Origin of the sequence: Sinimarinibacterium flocculans (genome assembly GCF_003201205.1) — a bacterium.
Lineage (GTDB): Bacteria > Pseudomonadota > Gammaproteobacteria > Nevskiales > Nevskiaceae > Solimonas > Solimonas flocculans.
Genome location: NZ_QICN01000011.1, coordinates 95,630 through 117,058, shown reverse-complemented (window position 1 = coordinate 117,058; position 21,429 = coordinate 95,630). Strand labels below are relative to the sequence as shown.

Annotated in this window: 18 protein-coding genes; 12 read left to right on the top strand and 6 right to left on the bottom strand. The window is 68.9% G+C overall.

Features of this window, described 5'->3' with window-relative positions; genetic code table 11:
- Nucleotides 1-61 precede the first annotated feature (61 nt).
- The 4 genes from gyrB to C8D93_RS17270 all read left to right on the top strand — a co-directional run bounded on the left by gyrB (nt 62) and on the right by C8D93_RS17270 (nt 5,174).
- Entirely contained in the window at nt 62-2,527 is a 2,466-nt protein-coding gene (gyrB, locus tag C8D93_RS17285) for a DNA topoisomerase (ATP-hydrolyzing) subunit B (RefSeq protein ID WP_211307404.1), read from the top strand.
- 7 nt (nt 2,528-2,534) lie between these two features.
- Nucleotides 2,535-3,374, top strand: a complete 840-nt coding sequence (locus C8D93_RS17280; protein WP_110266482.1) for an SDR family oxidoreductase — start codon at nt 2,535-2,537, stop codon at nt 3,372-3,374.
- A gap of 73 nt (nt 3,375-3,447) precedes the next feature.
- Entirely contained in the window at nt 3,448-4,392 is a 945-nt protein-coding gene (locus tag C8D93_RS17275) for a DegV family protein (RefSeq protein WP_110266481.1), read from the top strand.
- Nucleotides 4,393-4,427: 35 nt separating this feature from the next.
- Nucleotides 4,428-5,174, top strand: coding sequence for a ParA family protein (locus C8D93_RS17270; protein WP_110266480.1), 747 nt, complete (start codon nt 4,428-4,430; stop codon nt 5,172-5,174).
- Between the two features lie 12 nt (nt 5,175-5,186).
- Here C8D93_RS17270 and C8D93_RS17265 read toward each other — a convergent pair whose 3' ends face one another.
- The 6 genes from C8D93_RS17265 to C8D93_RS17240 all read right to left on the bottom strand — a co-directional run bounded on the left by C8D93_RS17265 (nt 5,187) and on the right by C8D93_RS17240 (nt 12,721).
- Nucleotides 5,187-6,290 carry a 5-(carboxyamino)imidazole ribonucleotide synthase gene (locus C8D93_RS17265; RefSeq protein WP_110266479.1) on the bottom strand — a complete coding sequence of 368 codons (1,104 nt, stop codon included), beginning with the start codon at nt 6,288-6,290 and terminating at the stop codon, nt 5,187-5,189.
- A complete protein-coding gene (gene purE / locus C8D93_RS17260; RefSeq protein WP_110266478.1) occupies nt 6,287-6,787 on the bottom strand; it encodes a 5-(carboxyamino)imidazole ribonucleotide mutase in 501 nt (166 codons plus the stop codon). The genes C8D93_RS17265 and purE overlap by 4 nt, the downstream gene beginning before the upstream one ends.
- 167 nt (nt 6,788-6,954) lie before the next feature.
- Entirely contained in the window at nt 6,955-7,683 is a 729-nt protein-coding gene (locus C8D93_RS17255; protein ID WP_110266477.1) for an SIMPL domain-containing protein, read from the bottom strand.
- 115 nt (nt 7,684-7,798) lie between these two features.
- The gene (locus C8D93_RS17250) at nt 7,799-8,299 is read right to left on the bottom strand and encodes a DUF4145 domain-containing protein (protein ID WP_170124084.1); all 501 of its coding nucleotides are present in this window, start codon (nt 8,297-8,299) and stop codon (nt 7,799-7,801) included.
- Nucleotides 8,300-8,546: 247 nt separating this feature from the next.
- Nucleotides 8,547-9,629: an efflux RND transporter periplasmic adaptor subunit gene (locus tag C8D93_RS17245; RefSeq protein ID WP_110266475.1), complete on the bottom strand. Its 1,083-nt coding sequence runs from the start codon at nt 9,627-9,629 to the stop codon at nt 8,547-8,549.
- Complete coding sequence (locus tag C8D93_RS17240) at nt 9,626-12,721, bottom strand: efflux RND transporter permease subunit (RefSeq protein ID WP_110266474.1); 3,096 nt, start codon at nt 12,719-12,721, stop codon at nt 9,626-9,628. The genes C8D93_RS17245 and C8D93_RS17240 overlap by 4 nt, the downstream gene beginning before the upstream one ends.
- 141 nt (nt 12,722-12,862) lie before the next feature.
- Between C8D93_RS17240 and sufT the strand changes: the two genes are divergently transcribed.
- The 8 genes from sufT (at nt 12,863) to C8D93_RS17200 (ending at nt 21,389) form a co-directional block, all read left to right on the top strand.
- Nucleotides 12,863-13,411, top strand: a complete 549-nt coding sequence (gene sufT / locus C8D93_RS17235; protein WP_110266473.1) for a putative Fe-S cluster assembly protein SufT — start codon at nt 12,863-12,865, stop codon at nt 13,409-13,411.
- Between the two features lie 21 nt (nt 13,412-13,432).
- On the top strand, nt 13,433-13,819 hold the full coding sequence (gene apaG, locus C8D93_RS17230; protein WP_110266472.1) for a Co2+/Mg2+ efflux facilitator ApaG/CorD: 387 nt from the start codon (nt 13,433-13,435) through the stop codon (nt 13,817-13,819).
- Nucleotides 13,820-13,994: 175 nt separating this feature from the next.
- Nucleotides 13,995-15,380, top strand: a complete 1,386-nt coding sequence (locus tag C8D93_RS17225) for a TolC family outer membrane protein (protein WP_110266471.1) — start codon at nt 13,995-13,997, stop codon at nt 15,378-15,380.
- On the top strand, nt 15,377-16,699 hold the full coding sequence (locus C8D93_RS17220) for an efflux RND transporter periplasmic adaptor subunit (protein WP_245903961.1): 1,323 nt from the start codon (nt 15,377-15,379) through the stop codon (nt 16,697-16,699). The genes C8D93_RS17225 and C8D93_RS17220 overlap by 4 nt, the downstream gene beginning before the upstream one ends.
- A 22-nt stretch (nt 16,700-16,721) precedes the next feature.
- The gene (locus tag C8D93_RS17215; protein WP_110266470.1) at nt 16,722-17,432 is read left to right on the top strand and encodes an ABC transporter ATP-binding protein; all 711 of its coding nucleotides are present in this window, start codon (nt 16,722-16,724) and stop codon (nt 17,430-17,432) included.
- Nucleotides 17,433-17,442: 10 nt separating this feature from the next.
- Nucleotides 17,443-18,741 (top strand): ABC transporter permease, encoded by a 1,299-nt coding sequence (locus C8D93_RS17210; protein ID WP_110266469.1) that lies wholly within the window; start codon nt 17,443-17,445, stop codon nt 18,739-18,741.
- A 13-nt stretch (nt 18,742-18,754) separates the two neighbouring features.
- Nucleotides 18,755-19,969 (top strand): ABC transporter permease, encoded by a 1,215-nt coding sequence (locus C8D93_RS17205; RefSeq protein WP_110266468.1) that lies wholly within the window; start codon nt 18,755-18,757, stop codon nt 19,967-19,969.
- A 79-nt stretch (nt 19,970-20,048) separates the two neighbouring features.
- Nucleotides 20,049-21,389: a sigma-54-dependent transcriptional regulator gene (locus tag C8D93_RS17200; protein ID WP_110266467.1), complete on the top strand. Its 1,341-nt coding sequence runs from the start codon at nt 20,049-20,051 to the stop codon at nt 21,387-21,389.
- Nucleotides 21,390-21,429: the final 40 nt, after the last annotated feature.

Sequence of the window (21,429 nt, the reverse complement as noted above, 5' to 3'; positions counted from 1 at the left end):
TTTCGCCGGGGCGGCAGTGTCGCAAGTGCTAAAATGCCGTCTTCACTCGCGGTTTATGAACATGACGCCGAACCAGAACGCTGCCGCCTACGACGAATCCAGCATCCAGCAACTCGAAGGCCTGGAGGCGGTGCGCAAGCGGCCGGGGATGTACATCGGCGATACCTCCGACGGCACCGGCCTGCATCACATGGTGTTCGAGGTCGTCGACAACGCGGTCGACGAGGCCCTGGCCGGCCACTGCGACGACATCGTTGTCACCATTCACATCGACAACTCGATCTCGGTGACCGACAACGGCCGCGGCATCCCCGTCGGCATCAAGTTCGACGACAAGCACGAACCCCGGCGCACTGCCGCCGAGATCGTGATGTGCGTGCTGCACGCCGGCGGCAAGTTCAATCAGAACAGCTACAAGGTTTCCGGCGGCCTGCACGGCGTCGGCGTGTCCTGCGTCAACGCGCTGTCCGAGTGGCTGAAGCTCACGGTCCGTCGCGACGGCAAGAAGCACTTTATGGAGTTCCGTCGCGGCACCCCGGTGGATCGCGTCCTCGAGGTGCAGAACGGCGTCGAGGTGTCGCCGCTGAAGGTCGTTGGCGAAACCGAGCAGCGCGGCACCGAGGTGCACTTCCTCGCCGACCCGACGATCTTCGGCAACGTCGAGTACCACTACGAGGTGCTGGCCAAGCGTCTGCGCGAGCTGTCCTTCCTCAACAACGGTGTGCGCATCCGCCTGATCGACGAGCGTGCCGGCAAGGAAGAGGACTTCGCCTTCGCCGGCGGTGTGAAGGGCTTCGTCGAGTACATCAACCGCGCCAAGTCGGTGCTGCACCCGACCGTGTTCCACGCCAGCGGTGTCGCCAACGTCCCGATGAGCGGCAGCGAGCCGGTGCCGGTGACCGTCGAGGTCGCGATGCAGTGGAACGACAGCTATGCCGAACAGGTGCTGTGCTTCACCAACAACATCCCGCAGTCTGACGGCGGCACCCACCTGACCGGTCTGCGTGCGGCGATGACGCGCGTGATCAACAAGTTCATCGACGAGAACGAGTTCGCCAAGCGGGCGAAGGTCGACATCAGCGGTGACGACATGCGCGAGGGGCTGGCCTGCGTGCTGTCGGTGAAGATGCCAGACCCGAAGTTCTCGTCGCAGACCAAGATGAAGCTGGTGTCGAGCGAAGCGCGACCGGCGGTCGAGGAAGTCGTCGCCGAGAAGCTCGCCGAATTCCTGCTCGAAAAGCCCAACGAGGCGAAGACGATCTGCGGCAAGATCGTCGAGGCTGCGGCGGCGCGCGAGGCGGCACGCAAGGCGCGCGAGATGACGCGGCGCAAGGGCGTGATGGACGGCATCGGCCTGCCGGGCAAGCTGGCCGACTGCCAGGAGAAGGACCCGGCGAAGTCGGAGCTGTTCCTCGTCGAGGGCGATTCGGCCGGCGGCAGCGCCAAGCAGGGTCGCGACCGCCAGTTCCAGGCGATCCTGCCGCTGAAGGGCAAGATCCTCAACGTCGAGCGCGCGCGGCTTGAAAAAATGCTTTCAAGTCAGGAAGTTGCAACGCTCATCACGGCCCTGGGCTGTGGCATCGGCAAGGACGAGTTCAAGCCCGAGAAACTGCGCTATCACCGCATCATTATCATGACCGACGCCGACGTCGACGGCGCGCACATCCGCACGCTGCTGCTGACGTTCTTCTACCGGCACATGTACACGCTGATCGAGCGCGGTCACATCTATATCGCGCAGCCGCCGCTGTACAAGCTCAAGTCCGGCAAGCATGAGACCTATGTCAAGGACGACGAAGAGCTGGAGCAGTGGCTGCTCGGCACCGCGCTCGATGGCGCCGGCGCCGGCGAGATCGAACCGACGCAGTTCGAGCGGCTGATTCGCGAATACGCAGCGGTGAGCGACCTGATCGAACGCCTGTCGCGGCGCTACGACGGCCACGTGCTCGGCACGCTGGCCCGTTTCGCGCCGCTGCCGACGGACGATGGCGCGGCCCTCGAGGACTGGGCGCGGCGCTACGAGCAGGGCCTGAACGGCGAAGGACACCGCGGGCGTTTCGTCGTCGAGGCGCGTCTCGGTGCGGAGGGTCCGCTGCTGCGGATCGATCGCCGCATCCATGGCAACAGCCAGAGCTTCCACTTCAACAGCGACTTCTTCGCCGGCCCGGAGTACGGCCGCATCGCCGCCCTGAGGACCGAGATCGCCCGCGCGATGCCGGGTCCGGCAACGGCGCGCCGGGGCGAGCGCAGGTTCGAGGCGGCCGACTTCGATGCGGTCTACGCCTGGCTGCTCGACGAGGCGCGTCGCGGCCTGCATGTGCAGCGCTACAAGGGTCTGGGCGAGATGAACCCGGAACAGCTGCGCGAAACCACGCTCGATCCGAAGAACCGGCGCTTGGTGAAGGTCGACGTCGAGGACGCCGTCGCCGCCGACCAGATCTTCACGACGCTGATGGGCGAGCAGGTCGAGCCGCGCCGCGAATTCATCGAGAAGAACGCCCTGCTCGTCGGCAACCTCGATCTCTGAAGCGCAGATGACGGCGGCGCCGGTCGTCCTGATCACGGGGTGTTCGACCGGCATCGGCCGCGCGCTGGCGCAGGCCTTTCACGCCCGCGGCTGTCGCGTCTGGGCCACGGCCCGGCAGGCGCAGACGCTGGCCGACCTCGTGGCCGACGGCCTGCGCACGGCCGCGCTCGACGTGCGCGATGCGGCCGCCATCGACACCCTGCGCACACGCATCGAGACTGAGGACGGGGGCGTCGACATCCTCGTCAACAACGCCGGATACGGGCAGATGGGCCCGCTGCTCGATGTCGATGCCGAAGCGCTGCGCGCGCAGTTCGACACCAACGTCGTGGCCCTGCACGCGGTCACACGCGCCTTCGTGCCCAGCATGATCGGACGCCGCCGCGGCCTCGTCGTGCAACTGGGCAGCGTTTCCGGCGTGCTGACCACGCCCTTCGCCGGCGCCTACTGCGCCAGCAAGGCGGCGGTGCACGCCCTGGCCGATGCGCTGCGCATGGAACTCGCACCCTTCGGCGTGCACGTGATGACGGTGCAGCCCGGCGCGATCCGCTCGGACTTCGGCAACAGCGCCAGCCGCAGCCTCGAACGCGATGCCGCGGCCGAGTCGGTCTACGCCGCGGTCGCCGACGGCATCGCCGCACGGGCGAACGCGTCGCAGGAGCATGCCATGCCGGCCGCTGCGCTCGCCCGGCGCATTGCCGACGCGGCGCTGCGACCGCAGCCACCCGCGCGACTGCGCGCCGGTGGCGGTGCGCGACTGCTGCCCCTGCTGGCAGCCGTGGTGCCGCAGCGGCTGCGCGACCGCCTGCTGTCGCGTCGCTTCGGTCTCGACCGTCTGCGCCACTGAAGCCCGCCGGGATCGAATCGGCACGCGGATTGCCGCTACACTGCGGCCAAACCACGAGCGGACGAGGAGACGGATGCGTATCGGCGTCGTCGCGGATGCGAGTTGCGATCTGCCCGCGGACTTCTACCGCGAACACGGCATCGGCATCCTGCCGGTCACGATCCGGCTCGGCGACGAGCAGCTCGTCGACGAGCGCGATCCGGCGGCAACCCTGCGCTTCTATGCCGAACAGCTCGCCGACAAGGGCTTCGACGCCGAAACGGTGCCGCTGACCGCCGAGCAGATCCGCGGACGCTTCCTCGAGCGCCTGGTGCTCGACTACGACTACGTCTTCTGCATCACCATCACGGCGACGCGCAGCCCGATCTTCGAGAACGCCACCAAGGCCTCGTTCGCGATCCTCACCGACTACAAGACGCCGCGCAGCGCCGCCGGCGTCAGCGGGCCGTTCGCCCTGCGCGTGGTCGATTCGCGCAACATGTTCTGCGGCACCGGCGTGCTTGCCGCGGAAGCGGCGCAGCTCGTGCGCAAGGGTGCGCAGCCCAACGAGATCCGCAAGCGTCTCGACGAGCTGCGCGACCACATCTGCGGTTACATGGTGCCGGGCGACCTGTATTACATCCGCAACCGCGGGATCAAGAAGGGCGAGAAGAGCGTCGGCCTGATCAGCTATGCGATCGGTTCGGCGCTGGACATCAAGCCGGTGATCCTCTGCTATCGCGGCGAAACCCAGCCGATCGCCAAGATCCGCAGCTACGAGCGCGCGGTCGAGCGCATGTTCGAACACGTGGCGCGTCAGCTCGAGGCGGGCATCGACACGCGGCACCTGTGCATCAGCTACGGCGGCGATCCGGGACTGGTGCCCGGCCTGCCCGGATACGAGCGGCTCGCGGCCGTGGCGCACGAGCAGGGCATCGAGATCCTCACGAGCATCATGTCGGCCACCGCGGCCGTCAACACGGGCGCACGCTGCGTGGCCGTCGCCTATGGCGGGGAGTTGCGCAGCTTCGGCGAGTAGACCGTCGTTCACATCGGGTTGGGAGGTTCAAGGGCATGAAAACGCTGGCACTGCACAACCTCAAGGGCGGCGTCGGCAAGACCGCGGCAGCGGTCAACCTGGCGTACCTGGCGGCGGCCAACGACGTGCCGACCCTGCTGTGGGACCTCGATCCCCAGGGGGCCGCGAGCTGGTACTTCCACGGCGAGCCGCAGGAGCAGAAGCTCAAGAGCGTGTTCCAGGGTTCGACGCCGGTGGGCCGGCTCGTGGTGCCGTCGCCGTACGAGAACCTCAAGCTCATTCCCGCCGACCTGTCGTACCGCTATCTCGACATCCTGCTCAAGAAGGTCGAGCCGCCGCGCGAGGCCCTCAAGCGGCTGCTCAAGCCGTTCTCCGAGCAGTTCGCGCTCGCGGTGCTCGACTGTCCGCCGAGCCTGTCCCATCTGGCCGACAACATCTTCGAGGCGGCCGACATGATCGCGGTGCCGGTGGTGCCGACCTTCCTGTCGCTGCGGGCGCTCGAACAGGTGCAGGCCTACTTCAAGCAGGAAGGGCTCGACGTGCGCAAGCTGCGCCCGTTCTACTCGATGGCCGACCGCCGTCGCGGCCTGCATCGCGAACTGATCGAGCAACCGCCGCTGGCGATGGCGCGTGCCCTCAAAGCGGTGATTCCCTATGCCTCGATGGTCGAGCGCATGGGCGAACGTCGCGCGCCGATGGCCGCCTACGCGCCGAGCGAGGACCCTGCCCTGCTCGCCTACGCCGAGTTGTGGCTGGAGGTTTCGGCGGCGCTCAGGCTGTAGCGCAGCGCGCCGTCAGCCCTCGGCTGCGCGGACCAGTTCCTGCAGGCGGCGCAGCCGGTCGGCGAGATCGGCGTCGCTGGCCGCGGTGACCGTCGCGTGACCGACCTTGCGCTGCGGCTTGGGTGTCTTGCCGTAGTGATGGATGTGCACGCCGGGAATCGCCGCCAGGTCGGCATCGGCCGGCGGCTGGCCGATGAAGTTGACCATCACGCTCGGTCCGCGCAGCGCCGTCGACCCCAGCGGCAGGCCGACGATGGCGCGCAGATGGTTCTCGAACTGCGAGCACTCGGCGCCTTCGATGGTCCAGTGCCCGGAGTTGTGCACGCGCGGCGCGATCTCGTTGGCGAGCAGGCCGCCGTTGGCGACGAAGAACTCGAAGGCGAGCACGCCGGTGTAGTCGACATGCTCGACGACGCGACGGGCATAGTCCTCCGCCTGGGCCTGCAGCGGATCGTTGGCCCGCGGCGTGGCGACGCGCAGGATGCCGTCGCGATGCTGGTTCTCGACCACCGGATAGAACGCCAGCTCGCCGCTGCGGCCACGCACGACCAGGCAGGACAGCTCCCGGTCGAAGGGCACGAAGGCCTCGAGGATCAGCTTGGCCGGACCGTCGGACGAGCCGAGCCGCTGCCAGGCACCGTCGACGTCGGCTTCGGTGCGCAGCACCGCCTGCCCCTTGCCGTCATAGCCCAGGCGCCGGGTCTTCAGCACCGCCGGCAGCCCGACGTTGCGCACGGCCATCGCCAGCGCCTCGCGCGTCGCCACCGGCATGTAGCGCGGCACCGGAATGCCGAGCTGGTCGAACAGCTGTTTCTCGGACAGGCGGTCCTGCCCGACCGAGAGCGCCACCGGCGCCGGCAGCAGCGGCACGCGGCCGGCGACGAACTCGGCGGTACCCGCCGGCACATTCTCGAACTCGTAGGTCGCGAGGTCGATCTGGCGGCAGAACTCGGCGAGCGCGTTCTCGTCGTCGTAGCCGGCGTAGATGTGATCGCCGAGCGGCGCCGCGCAGGCCTCCGGCGCCGGATCGAGGAACACGAAGTCCAGATCCAGCGGGTAGCCCGCCAGTGCCAGCATGCGACCGAGCTGCCCGGCCCCGAGGATGCCGATCTTCATCGCGGGTCCAGCGGTGCGTCGTCGTCGAGTACCGACTGCGTCTGCCGACGCCGCCAGTTCGCGAGGCGCCGTGCCAGCGCCTTGTCGCCGTTGGCGACGATGGCCGTGGCCAGCAACGCGGCGTTGATCGCGCCGGCCCGGCCGATCGCGAGTGTGCCGACCGGCACGCCGGCCGGCATCTGCACGATCGACAGCAGCGAATCCAGGCCGTTGAGCGCCTTGGACTGCACCGGCACGCCGAGGACCGGCACCTGCGTCTTGGCGGCGCACATGCCGGGTAGATGGGCCGCGCCACCGGCGCCGGCGATGATGACCTTGAGCCCGCGGCGCTGCGCGGTCTCGGCGTACTCGAAGAGGCGGTCCGGCGTCCGGTGGGCCGACACCACGCGCGCCTCGTGCGCCACGCCGAGTTCCTCGAGCGTGCGCACGGCATGCGCCATCGTCTCCCAGTCGGAGCGGGAGCCCATGATGACGCCGACCACCGGCGGGCCCACCATTGGCGGAGTTTTGTTCGGCACGTCGCTTACCCGTGTCTGCGGGGAAAGCGCGGGATTATCTCACCGGAACCCGGCACGCGCATGATGGCGGCACCGGACTTCGTCGCCGGGCCGCCGCCGTGCGAGACAAAAACAACTACAAAATAACTTTATCCATCATTTACTCACTAGCGGGCGATCAGGTCGAATTCGACGCTGACGTCGGCTGCGATATGGATCTCGCCCGTGTTGAGTCCCATTTGCTGGTTGCCGCTGTCCATCGCCGCCTCGGCCCGCATCGCCATCACCTTGTAGGGCTGCGGCGGCGGCATCGCCTGTCCGGCTTCGCGCACCACGCGCGCGCTGCCGAGCTTCACCCCCAGCGCCGTCGCCAGCGCCTGCGCCCGCGCCTGCGCATCGCGCGCCGCGCGTGCCAGCGCCTCGCGGCCCAGCGTCTCGGCCTGGCTCGACTCGAGCGCCGGCGGGCTGACGTGATTCACGCCGGCCTCGGTCGCGCCGAGAATCGCGTCGCCGAGCCGGTCGAGATCGCGCACCGTCACCAGGATGTCTCGGCGTGCGCGATAGCCGACCAGCTTCTGCTGTCGCGCGGTCTCGTCCCAGGTGTATTCGGGCTGCAGCGAAATGCTCGTGGTCGAGATGTCCCGGGCCTCGATGCCGCTCTTGCCCAGGACCTCCAGATAGCGGCGGACGACGCGGTTGACCTCGGCTTCGGCGCGCTTGACCTCGCCATCGAGCGCATCCGCGGCGAGCGACAGCCGTGCCAGGTCGGGCAGCGCGGTGACTTCGCCATGACCGCTGACGGCGATCGTCGGCGGTTGCGGCGGCGGCATCTGCGCGCCGACGGTCGTGGCCAGGCACAGGCCGGCGAGTGCGAGCAGCTGGACGAGATTCTTCATGTTCAGGATTCCGGTGGTGGGGGAATGACGGGCGCAGCGGACAGCGGATCAATGCCGATGCCTGCCGATACGATTCGATAACGCGCCAGCAGGCGAAACGGGGTTAACGCCCCGCTTATGCGCTCTTGCCAAGACTTTGCTCCAGCTTTTTGATTTCTTCAGGGAGCACGTACAGGTAGGAGATCAAGTAATCAAGAAGCTCAACCATGTGTCGTGCGAGCGCTTCGTTCGGTTCTTTCTCCATATCGAAGTGTGCGCCGAGATTTCCGCCGTCTCGAATGGCGTGGGAAAGAGACGTAAGTGGTGCCGCGAGATCTTTGGAGGTTTTTACCTGCTCAATAAGCCGTGCGAGCGGAGCGTCTCTTTTATCTTCCTCCACTAGGTATTTGAATATCCCTTCCAGCGTACGCCGGGCGCACACCGCAGTTGCCGCGTAGTTCTTCGAGTTGAAAGCCTCGATTGTTGAGACAAACGCTCGTTGTAGCGGTTCTGGGATATCTGGAGCGAATTCTGGGTTTGGATAGTGATTCTTGGCGACCGGATACATATAAACCGCAGCAGGATTGTTCTTGTCCTCTTTCGGTTTCTGCTCATGCCGCACTGCCCAGAAATGCACCGGGCGATTGCATCCAGGACACCGCGCAGTTGACGCCACGGCCATTCGTGCCGTGTCGTCAACTGCGCTCCCCAATGCAAAAACTCCCTTCTCTCCACAATGAGGGCAGACGGTGCTAATCGAGATGGGAGTCTTGCCGCTTCCTACCGTTCCCCACCTGCGAACGGAACTCGCAGGAACTAGCTGCATTGGTCTCTCCATTCAGAATGCATAACGCGACGGTGAACGGACCGGTGCCGCCGGTTTCTCAGGCGCTGCGGCGCTCGACGACATGCACCGTGTCGCCGTCGTGCAGGGTCTCGGCACCGCGCACGACCACGGGGTCGGCCTCCGACAGCGCGCCTTCGACCGCGACCCAGTCTCCTTCGGCGACACCGGTCTTCACCGGCACCCGCTCCACGGTCTTGCCGTCCTTGAGGCGGTAGACGGCCGTTCCGTCGCTGCGGATCACCAGCGCGTCGCGCGGCACCGCCAGTGCCTGGCGCGGCGCCTGCAAGGGCAGCTCGACGTGCACGCTGTGACCGACCGCCAGCGGCGCCGGCATCTGCGGCGCGTCGATCAGGGCTTCGAAGGACTGCGAACGCGCATCGCCGACCGGCACGATCGCACGCACCTGCGCGATCGACTCGGCGCCGGCGTTGCGCACCCTGACCACGCTGCCCGGACGGATCGCGCGCACGTGGCGCAGCGGCAGGAACAGGCGGATCTCCAGTTCCTCGGTGTTGTACAGACGCGCCAGCACGTCGCCGCGGGCCAGCTCCTCGCCGGCATTGCGCACGCGTTCGGAGACGACGCCGGCAAACGGCGCGCGGATCTCCGCCTTGGCGAGACGGTCGTCCGTCTGTCGCAGCGCGGCGCGCGCGATCTCCAGATCGGCGGCGGCGAGGTCACGCGTGTTCTGCGCCTGGTCGAGCTGGTAGCGGCTCACCGCATTGCCGGAGGCACGCAGACGCTCGAGTTCGCGCTCGGCCTGGCGCAGCGCGACCTCGCTGCGCGTGACGCGTGCAGCCTGTTCGAGCCGCTGCAGGCGCAACTCGTCGACGTCCATGCGGGCCACCGTGTCGCCGGTCTCGACCCAGGTACCGGGCTCGGCGATCCACGACAGCTGGCCGGCGACGGCGGTTGCCAGGTCGGCGCCGGCGCGCGACTGCACCAGTCCGGTTGCGGTCACGGTCGGGGCCAGCTCGCGCATTTCGGCGGCGATGACCTCGACCGCCGCCGGCGGCCGCTGGGCCAGCGCGCCGGCAGGTGCCAGAAGGATTGCCGGCACGAGCAGGCGACGGACGGTCGCGGCCGTACCGCTGTCGATGAAGAATCGGGTGATGCTCATGAGCGCTGTTTCGCCTCCGCGAATCCGCCCGCAAGGCTGCGGGACTGCTCGGTCTCGCCGGCGCGCAACAGCGCCGGCATCAGGAACCAGGTGAAGAGCGTGCCCAGCAGCATGCCGCCGGCGACGACCGAGGCGAGGCCGCGATAGATCTCGGCGCCGAGTCCCGGCATCGCGATCAGCGGCAGCATGCCGAGCACGGCGGTCAGCGTCGACAGCACGATGGGGCGCGCACGCGTCTCCAGTGCCTGGCGCACGGCTTCGCGTCGCGGCACACCGCCGCGCTCGCGCGCACGGGTCTGGTCGACGAGCAGGATCGCGGCGTTGACCACCAGGCCGAGCAGGATGATGAAACCGATCATCGTCAGCAGGTCCAGCGCCTGGAAACCGAACAGGCCGACGATGCGCAGCGCGGCGACGCCGCCGGCGACCGACACCGGCAGGACCAGCATGACCAGGAAGCTGTCCCAGACCGAGCGGAACAGCGCCGCCATCAGCGCGAACAGGATCACCAGTGCGAGCGCGAAGTTCTGCGCCATCGAGCTGAGCGCCGCGTGCAACTGGTTGGCCGAGCCGGCATAGGTCATCTGCGCGTTGGCCGGCAGCGCGGCGCGCACCTTGGGCTCCACCTGCGTCTCGATTCGCTCGATCGCCTCGTCGAGCGACATGTCGGCCGGCGGCTCGAAATTCACCTGTACCGTGCGCCGGCCGTTGATGCGCGCGAGCTGCGACGGCCCCACCGTAAGCTCGATGCGCGCCAGGTCGCCGACCGTCTGCACGCCGGCGCCGGGCGTCATCACCGGCATTTCGGCGAGCGCCTCGGGCGTATCCCAGTCGTTGCCCTTGAGGATGATGTCGAGGCGCTGGTTGCCGTCGAAGTACTCGCCGGCCCAGAGCCCGCCGGTGTAGGCGCGCAAGGCAGAGGCCACCGTGCCGCGATCCAGGCCGGCGCGCGAGATGCGCCATTCGTCCGGAATCAGCTGGATCTCGGGCTGGTTGAGCTCGAGCGCCGGGAACGGTTGCGGATAGGTCCCCGGAATCGCCTCGGGGATCGCGTTCATCGCCACCTCGGCGGCGCGCATCAGCGCGTCCAGCTCCGGCCCCTGGAAATACAGCTGCACCTCGCGCTGGTTCTCGCCCTCGACGTTGAGCAGCGAGCCGCGCTGCACGAAGATCGCGGTGTCGGGATAGCCGACCATGATCTCCTCGCGCAGCACCCTCACCATCTCGTCCATGTCGCGCGGGTCCTTCGGATAGATCACCGCGACGCCCCACTGCCCGGCCCAGGACGACAGGTTGTAGTACTTCACCGCCGGGTGCTTCGTGCCCTCCAGGTGCGGGCGCAGCCGCTCGATCACCTGCGGCGCGAACTCGTCGCGCACGGTGGCCAGGTTGCCGCCCGGCGGCAGGCGGAAGTTGTTCCAGATCAGGTCGGTCTGCGCCACCGGCAGGTAGTCGACCTTGGGCAGCAGCGCGGCGGTGAATGCGCAGGCGCCGGCGACGAGCGTGCCGATCAGGCCCCAGCGCAGCGTCGGATGATCGGTGGCGCGCATGCCGGCCCTGGCCATCGCCGTCCACCAGTGCTGGTGCTGGTCCGCCGGCATGCCGCGCGCGAGCGCCCAGCGGTTGGCCGCGGGAATCAGGGTCATCGCCACCAGCAGCGAGGCGGCGTACGACACCGACATCGTGATCGCCAGGTCCTTGAACAGCTGGCCCTCGATGCCCTGCATGAACAGGACCGGCAGGAAGATAGCCACGCTGGTGAGCATCGACGCGACCAGCGCCGGCATGACCTCCTTCGTCCCTTCGAGCGTCGCCTCCACCGCCCCGCGCCCTTCCTGCACGTAACGAATGATGTTGCCCTGCACGATCAGCGCGGCGTCGATGACGATGCCCGTGGAGAACGCGAGACCCGCCAGCGAGATGACGTTGAGCGTGCGTCCGAGAATCTGCAGCGTGATGACGGCGAAACACAGGGAGAGCGGGATCGAGATGCCGAGCACGATCAGCGCACGCGGGCCGCGCAGGAAGTACCACAGGCCGATCACCGCGAGGAAGATGCCGATGATCAGGCTTTCCTGCACGAACGAGATCGCGCGCTTCACGTAGACGCTCGCATCCCAGGACAGGTCGGCGAACAGCAGCTCGCGGGCGAGCGGGCCGTTGTTGAGTTCCTCGATCGCCGCCTTCACGCCCTCGATCAGCGTCACCGTGTTGGATTCGCTGCTGCGCTGCATCGTGATGTAGTAGCCGGGCACGCCGTTGCGGTACGAGAACGCCTGCGCTTCCTGGAAGGCGACGCGGATGTCGGCGACCTCGCGCAGGTACAGCGGGCGGTCGTCGCTCCAGCCGACGATCAATTCGCCGAGTCGGGCCACCGGTTCGCGTCCGGCGAGTCGCACCGTGAACTGGCGGCGGCCGACGTCGACGAAGCCGGCCGAGGCATCGCGCGCGCTGATCACCGTCTGCGCGAGCTGCTGCGGCGTCAGGCCCAGTGCCGCCAGGCGGAACGCGTCGAAGCGGATCTGCACCTCCTGCGGACGCCCGCCCTCGAGGTTCACGCGCGACACGCCGGGTACCCGCGCCAGCCGCGGCTCGACCACCTCCTCCATCAGCTTCTGGTAGGTCGCGGCGATGTCCTGCGTCTGGTTGCCCGGCAGCGGACGCACCAGCAGCGACGCGGCGTTGCTGCCCTGCCAGTTGTCCCCGGCGAACACGCGCGGCTCGTCGGCGTCCGGCGGCAGCGGCGGCAGGGTATTGAGTCGCGAGACGACGTCGAGCATGACCCGCGTCATGTCGGTCCCGACTTCGAACTTGAGGCCGACGCCGCCACCGCCGCGGCGGGCGTCGGAGCGCATCTGCACCAGCCCCGGCAGGCCGCGGATGATGTCCTCGATCGGCTCGATCAGCGCCTCCTCGATCTCCGCCGGACCCGCCTCGCGCCAGCCGACCTCGATCCAGAGCTGCGGCTGGCGGGTGTCCGGCAGCAGCTGGATCGGCAGCTTGAACAGTGCCAGCAGGCCGAACAGCAGCAGGATCAGCGCCGCGGCGGCCACCGCGGGCGGATTGGACTGGGAAATCTCGGTGATGCGCATGTGCTCCCCCGGGGCGTGCGACGCCGACGCGCAAAGTCACGCCCGCTCGGGCACATGGCTTTGATGCGGGCTAGACCCTCCGCGTTTAAACTTTGTTCCCTTTGACCCAAACCGGCAACACGCCGGACGACCCGAGCTGCAATGAGTGCCACCTACGAACCTGTCACCCTGAGCCGGGATGTCATCGGCATCCTGATCCCGCAGGGCACCAAGGTCGAACTGCCCGAAGGCGCCAACGGCGCCATCACCCAGGCGCTGGGCGGCAGCTTCACCGTGCAGGTTGAAGGCCATCTGTTCCGCATCGACGGCAAGGACGCGGATGCCATCGGCAAGGAAGTCCAGAAAGGGCCGGACGTGCCGGCCGACGCCAGCGACGCCGATCTCGAGGAAGCCATCTGGACGCAGCTGCACAGCTGCTACGACCCGGAGATTCCGGTCGACATCGTCGAGCTGGGCCTGATCTACGAGTGCAAGGTCGAGCCGCTGGGCGACGGCCAGCGGCGCGCGAAGATCCGCATGACCCTGACCGCACCCGGCTGCGGCATGGGCGAGGTGCTGGTCGAGGACGTGAAGTCGAAGGTGCTGGCGCTGCCGACCATCGCCGAGGCCGACGTCGAGCTGGTGTTCGATCCGCCGTGGAACCAGTCGATGATGTCGGACACCGCCAAGCTCGCGACCGGCATGTTCTGAAGCCTCCCCCGGAGACGGCGCATGTCGGAAACCCTCACCCGCGGCATCCGCATCATCGTGCAGCCGCGCTACGTGGCCGAGCAGTCCGACCCCGCGACCCAGCAGTATCTGTTCGCCTATCACATCACCATCCGCAACGAAGGCGAAGAAACCGTGCAGCTGCTGTCGCGGCACTGGGTCATCACCGCCGGCGACGGCAAGGTCGAGGAAGTGCGCGGCCCCGGCGTCGTCGGCTACCAGCCGGTGCTGCGCCCCGGCGAGGAGTTCCAGTACACCAGCGGCTGCCCGCTGACCACGCCGGTCGGCACCATGCACGGCGAGTTCAACATGGTGGTCCAGGGCCGCGACGAGAAGTTCGATGCCCGCATCAGCCCGTTCCGCCTCGCCGTGCCGGGCGTGCTGAACTGAGGCGCGTCCGCCGCGCGACACGACCCCGGGGTAAACCCCTGTACGCCGCTGTCCGCGGTGTCCGGTGGAGTGTTCGCGGACACCGTCCGCGTCCGACGATCATTCGGAAATGATCGCCATATCAATCGGTTAGAAAACCCCCGCGGCTGGCACGTGGCGTGCGCTGAATGGTGGCATGACCCGAGTGCCTCTGTTCCTGACCCTGAGCGTTCTGCTGGCCGCCGTGCCGGCACCGGCGCCGGCGGCCGCCTTGCTCGATGCCTGGCGGACAGCCCGGCAGCAGGACCCGGAACTCGCGTCGGCGCAGGCGACCCGCGACGCGGCGCTGCAGGCGCGACCGCAGGCGCGGGCGGCCCTGCTGCCGGCGCTCAGCGCCAGCGCCGCACGTGACCGCGAACGCTATCGCCTCGACGGCGGCGATCCGGTCATCAACGATCCCGCGGAGCCGCAGCCGGACCCGGATGCGGCGCGCTTCAGCGCCACGCGCACGAGCTACGGCCTCGACCTGCGTCAGCCGCTGTTCGATCTCGAAGCGATCCAGCGCTTGCGCGAAGCCGGCGTGATCGCCGAGCAGGCGCAGGCGCGCTATCGCGATGCCGAACAGCAGCTGGTGCTGCGCGTGGCCGAGACCTATTTCGCCGTGCTCGCCGCCGCCGACACGCTCGACGCCAACCGCGCCGAGCGCACCGCCTACGCGCAGCTCGTCGACCAGGCCGACAAGCGCCTGCAGACCGGACTGGGCGCGCGCATCGGCGTCGAGGAGGCGCAGGCCTTCTATTCCTTCACCGAGCAGTCCGTCATCGATGCCGAACTCGCGCTGCTCGACGCGCGCCGCGCGCTGATGCAGCTCACCGGCGCGGCGCTGCCGGTGCAGCCGCTGCGCGACGAGATTCCGCTGGAGTCGCCGCAGCCGGCGCAGGCCGAGGCCTGGCTGGTGCAGGCACGGGCGGACAACCCGGCGCTGCAGGCGGCGCGGCTGGCCGAGCAGGCCGCCGAACGCGGCATCGACGCGATCGATGCCCGTCACTGGCCGACGCTGGCGCTGCGCGGCTCGATCGGCCGCACCGATGCACCGGAGGTGCTCGGCGGTGAGCAGCGCATCGACCGCATCGGCGTCGTCGCCGAGTGGCCGTTGTTCCAGGGCGGGCTGGTGCGCGCGCAGAGTCGCGAAGCCGGGGCGCGCTTGCGCGGTGCGCAGGCGCAGCGCGAGGCGAGCCTGCGCGCACTCGAGCGCGACACGCTGGCCGCGTTCCGCGGCGTGACCGCCGGCATCCGCACCATCCGCGCCGCGCGCAGCGCGGTCGACGCCAATCGCATCGCCCTGGACGCGAGCCGCAACGGCGTCGAGGCTGGCACGCGGACCGAGTTCGACCTGCTCAACGCCCAGAACAACTACTACCGCGCGCTGCGCGCGGCCTACCAGTCGCGCTACGACTATCTGCGCAACACGCTGCGCCTCAAGGCGCAGGCCGGGCGACTCTCCGAGACCGACCTGGCCGCGATCGACGCCTTGCTGGTGAGCGGGCGCAGCATCAACCTGCCCGCGGAGATGCAGCCGTGAGCGCCGCCCGACCGACCGAGGCCCAGACGCCCGTGAACAGCCCTACCGAGTTCCGCGACACGCGCGCCCAGGACCGCGTGCTCGAGCGCACGTCGCCCTGGCATCGCCCCCGCCGCGGCGTGCTGCTCGCGGTGCTTGCCGCGGCGGCGCTGGCGTTGCTGCTGTGGGGCGGCCTGCGTCTGCTGTCGGCCGGCAGCGCGGTGAGCCGCGAGCGCCTGAGCTTCGCCACGGTGGCGCGCGGCGACTTCGTCCGCGACATCGCTGCCGAGGGCCGCGTCGTCGCCGCCGTGAGTCCGACGCTGTACGCGGCGGCGAGCGGCTCGGTGCGCTTCGACGCGCAGGCCGGACATGTCGTCGAGAAAGGCCAGGTGCTGGGCACGGTGGACAGTCCGGAGCTGAGCAGCGAACTGGCGCAGGAGCGCGCGAATCTAGAGGCGCTCAACGTCGATTACGCCCGCGCGCAACTCGATGCGCGGCAGCGGGCGATCGTCGACGAGCAGACGCTCGAGCAGGCGCGCATCGATCTGGCGACCGCGCGCACCGAACACGAGCGCACGCGCAAGGCCTTCGAGCTCGGCGTTACGCCGGAGATCGAGGTGCTGCGCACGCAGGCCGCGCTGCAGAAGGCCGAGATCGCGTTCATGCGCGCGCAGACCGATCATGCCTTGCAGAAGGACGGGCGCCGATTCGATGTCGACGCCGCGCGCCTGGCGCGCGACCGCCAGCAGCTGCTCGTCGACGAGCTGCAGCGCCAGGTCGACGCACTGACGCTGCGCTCGCCGGTGTCCGGCCAGGTCGGTCAGCGCATGGTCGCGGACCGCGCCACTGTCGCCAAGGACACCGCGCTGCTGACCGTCGTCGACCTGTCGGCGCTCGAAGTCGAACTGCGCGTGCCGGAGAGCTTCGCGCGCGACCTGGCGGTGGGCATGCCGGCGCAGATCCGCGGCAACGGCCAGCAGTGGGCCGGCGAGATCGGCTCGGTCGCGCCCGAGGTGGTCAACGGCGAAGTCACCGCGCGCGTGCGCTTTGCCGGCGAGACGCCGCAGGGCCTGCGCCAGAGCCAGCGCCTGTCGGTGCGCGTGGTGCTCGACGAGCGTGGCGACGTCATCACCGTCGCGCGCGGGCCGTTCGTCGAGATCAGCCGCGGCCGCGTGGCCTATGTCGTCGACGGCGACTACGCGGTGCGCCGCGAGATCCGCACCGGCGCGTCCAGCGTCGACAAGGTCGAGATCGTCGCCGGGCTGCAGCCCGGCGAGCAGGTCGTCATTTCCGGTACCGAGGCCTTCCGCGACGCCGAGCGCGTGCTGATCGGCCGCTGACCCTTCATCGAGGAGACGAGCAATGCTGAAGATGACCCATCTGTCCAAGGCCTTCCGCACGGAAGTCGTCGAGACCTACGCACTGCGCGACTTCTCGATCCACGTGCGCCAGGGCGAGTTCGTGGCCGTGACCGGCCCGTCGGGTTCGGGCAAGACCACCTTCCTGAACATCGCCGGCCTGCTCGAAACGCCGACCGACGGCCAGTACGAACTCGACGGCCAGGACGTCGGCCGGCTTTCCGACGACGCCCGCTCGCGTATCCGCAACGAGAAGATCGGCTTCATCTTCCAGGCCTTCAACCTGATTCCCGACCTCAACGTCTTCGACAATGTCGACGTGCCGCTGCGCTACCGCGGCATGTCGGCATCGGAGCGCAAGCGGCGCATCGGCGAGGCGCTGGAGCGCGTCGGCCTGTCGGCGCGACTGCGCCATTACCCGGCCGAACTGTCCGGCGGCCAGCAGCAGCGTGTCGCCATCGCGCGGGCGCTCGCCGGTTCGCCGAAGCTGCTGCTGGCCGACGAACCGACCGGCAACCTCGACACGCAGATGGCGCGGGCGGTGATGCAGCTGCTCGAGGACATCCACCGCGACGGCGCGACCATCGTCATGGTCACGCACGACCCGGAACTCGCGGCGCGCGCACAACGCAACGTGCACGTCATCGACGGCCAGATCGTCGACGTCGGCGAGGCGCCGCGCCTGCACATGAACGTCTCGCGCCTGAGCGCCTGAGGAGGCCGTCATGTTCCGCTACTACGCCTGGCTGGCCGCCCGCAGTCTCCGTCGCAGCCCGGCGCTCACCGCGCTGATGGTGCTGGCGATCGGCCTGGGCATCGGCGCCAGCATCACGACGCTGACGGTCCTGCGCGTGCTCTCCGGCGATCCGCTGCCGGAGAAGAGCGCGCGCATCTTCCTGCCGCTGATCGAACCGCGCAGCATGGACGACTACCGTGCCGGCGATCCGCCGTCCGAGCACATGACCTACCCGGATGCGATGAACCTGCTGCGGGCCGGCCGTGCGAAGTACCAGGCGGTGAGTACCGGCGGCGCGGTCGTCGTGCAGCCGCCGGATTCGACCGTCGAGCCGTTCATGGCCGACGTGCGCTTCACCAGTGCCGACTTCTTCCCGATGTTCGAGACGCCGTTCGCGCAGGGCAGCGGCTGGTCGGCGGACGACGACGAGGCGCGTGCGCGCGTCATCGTCATTTCGCAGTCACTCAACGACAAGCTCTTCGGCGGCGCCGACGACTCCGTCGGCCGCACCCTGCGCCTGCGCGGCAACGACTTTCGCGTCGTCGGCGTGCTCGACCACTGGCGGCCGACGCCGCATTTCTACGATCTGATCGTCGGCAACTACAGCGAGACCGACGAGATCTTCGTGCCGATCGATACCGGGCTCGACCTGGAGTTCGGCCGTCGCGGCACGATGAACTGCTGGGACGACGCGACCGACCCGGTGCGTTCGCCGAACTGCGCGTGGATGCAGCTGTGGATCGAGCTGGACTCGCCGGCGCAGCGCGCCGAGTACGAGGCCTTTCTCGTCAACTACTCCGACGAGCAGCGTGCGCTCGGCCGCTTCGAACGCCCGACCAACGTGCGCCTGTACGCGCTGCCGGAATGGCTGGAATTCAAGCGCGTGGTGCCCAGCGACGTGCGCCTGCAGGTGTGGCTCGCCTTCGGCTTTCTCGCGGTCTGCCTGATCAATACCGTCGGGCTGATGCTGGCCAAGTTCCTGCGCCGCGCCGGTGAGATCGGCGTGCGTCGCGCGATCGGCGCCTCGCGCCGGCAGGTGTTCTCGCAGTTTCTCGTCGAGGCCGGTGCAGTCGGCATCGTCGGTGCGCTGCTGGGCGTCGGCTTCGCGCTGCTCGGCCTGTGGGCGGTGCGCCAGCAGCCGGGCGACTACGCCAGCCTCGCGCATCTGGATCCGACGATGCTCGGCACCACGGTGCTGCTGGCCCTGCTGTCCAGCCTCGTCGCCGGACTGCTGCCGGCCTGGCACGCCTGCGACGTACCGCCGGCCCTGCAACTCAAGAGCGACTGAGGGAGAACCCGACATGGACATCCTGCCCATCCTCGCCGCGCTCAAGCGCCAGAAGACCGCGGCCGCGCTGATCGCGATCGAGATCGCGCTGTGCTGCGCGATCGTCTGCAACGCGCTGTTCCTGATCGCGCACCGCATGGAGGCGAGCCGCATCGACAGCGGCATCGCGGAGAACGAGCTGATCCGCGTCGCCACGGCCGGACTCGGCAACGCCGAGAATCCGGGCCTGCGCATGCAGGAAGACCTGCGCGCGCTTGAGGCCCTGCCCGGCGTGCGCCAGGCGGCACTGGTCAACCAGGTACCGTTCTTCCGCTCGTCCTGGAACACCAGCGTGCGCATGGCGCGCGACGATCAGCAGAGCGTCGCCGACGTCGGGGCCTACTACGGCGACGAACGCCTGCTGGACACGCTGGGCCTGCGCCTGGTCGCCGGTCGCAACTTCACGCACGACGAGATCGTCACCTTCGAGGGGCTGTTCGCCGGCGAGGAAGGGCCGCGCGTGGCCATCATCACGCAGACCCTGGCGCGGACGCTGTTCGGCGACGCCGATGCGCTGGGCAAGGAGTTCTACCCGTCGGAAACGCCGGCGCGCGTGGTCGGTGTCGTCGAGCGCCTGATCCGGCCCAACATCAGCGAGGACCCGGACTTCACCGGGCTGTCGATGATCCTGCCGATCCGCATGGGCGGCGGCTACGGCTTCTACCTGCTGCGCGCGGCGCCGCAGGACCGCGCCGCCGTGATCGAGGCCGCGCGCACGAAGCTGCGCGAGATCTCGCCCAACCGCATCGTGCTGTCGGCCACGACCATCGAGGAGCTGCGCAGCAGCTATTTCGAGGAGGATCGCGTGATGGCCGGGCTGCTGGTCGCCGTGGTCGTCGCCCTGCTGATCGTCACCGCGCTGGGCATCGTCGGTCTGGCCAGCTTCTGGGTGCAGCGGCGGCGGCGCCAGATCGGCATCCGGCGGGCGCTCGGCGCGACGCGCCGCCAGATCCTCTACTACTTCCAGACCGAGAACTTCCTCATCGTCACGGCCGGCATCGTGCTGGGCATGCTCGCGGCCTATGCGATCAGCGGCTGGCTGATGCAGCAGTACGAACTGCCGCGCCTGCCGTGGCTGTACCTGCCGGTGGGCGCGCTGACGCTGTGGTTGCTCGGGCAGGTCGCGGTGCTGGCGCCGGCGCTGCGCGCCGCCTCGGTGCCGCCGGCGACCGCCACCCGCACGGTATGATCGGCCGCATGCCCTGCACCCTGCGACGCAACCTTTTCGGGCGCCCGCGCATCCACTGCGGATGCGAACGCGAAATGCCATGCGCACGGTCCTGATCGTCGACGACAACGCCGCGGTGCGCGAGGCGCTGAGCCTGCTGCTGTCGCTGCGCGACATCCGAACGCGCACTGCGTCGATGCCTGACGAGTGTCTCGCCCTGCTGGCGGTGGAGCGCGTCGACCTGGTCATCGCCGACATGAACTTCAGCGCCGACACCACCTCCGGCGAGGAAGGCGTGGCGCTGTTCCGCGCGATCCGCGAGCGCCATCCGGACATGCCGGTCATGCTGCTGACGGCATGGACGCACCTGGAAACCGCGGTCGAGCTGGTCAAGGCCGGCGCGGCCGACTACCTCGCCAAGCCCTGGGACGACCACAAGCTGCTGACGACGGTCGAGAACCTGCTGGAGCTGTCCGAGACCAGCCGCGCGATGTCGCGGCTGCAGCGCGAGCGCCGCCGCCGCCGCGAGGACCTGGCGCGGCGCTACGACCTGCGCGGTCTGGTCTACGGCTCGGAAGCGATGGAGCGTGTCGTCGAACTGGCGTGCAAGGTCGCGCGCTCCGAGGTGCCGGTGCTGATCACCGGCCCCAACGGCGCCGGCAAGGAACGCATCGCGCAGATCGTGCATGCGAACTCGGCGGTCCGCGACGGGCCGTTCATCGCGGTGAACTGCGGCGCGCTGCCGTCCGAGCTGATCGAGGCCGAGCTGTTCGGTGCCGAGGCCGGTGCCTACACCGGCGCCAACCGCGCGCGCGAAGGACGCTTCGACTCGGCCGACGGCGGCACGCTGTTCCTCGACGAGATCGGCAACCTGCCGCTGTCCGGCCAGATCAAGCTGCTGCGCGTGCTCGAGACCGGCCAGTTCGAACGCCTGGGTTCGTCGCGCACGCGCCAGGTCAAGGTCCGCGTGCTGTCGGCGACGAACTCCGACCTGCCGGCGATGATCGCCGACGGTAGCTTCCGCCAGGATCTCTATTACCGCCTCAACCTGATCGAGATCGCCTTGCCGCCGCTGGCCGAGCGCAGCGACGACATCCTGCCGATGGCGGAATTCTTCCTCGGGCAGGACGTGCAGCTCGCCGACGATGCGCGCGAGGCTCTGGTCGACCACGACTGGCCGGGCAATGTGCGTGAGCTGCGCAATGCCCTCGAACGCGCGCGCCTGCTGTGCAGCGGCGGCGTCATCCGCGCCGCCGATCTCAACCTGCCGCAGCGCAGTCCGGCGCCGCGCAGCAGCGACGAGCCGGATCGCGACACCATCGCTGCGACCCTCAAGGCCACCGGCGGCAACATCAGCCGCAGCGCGCAGGCGCTCGGCCTGTCGCGGCAAGCGCTGTACCGGCGCATGGAGCGCTACGGCTTCGCGGCCGACGCGCTCTGATGGCCCATGCCGCGTGTCGGCGCGCCTTCGGGTGCGACGC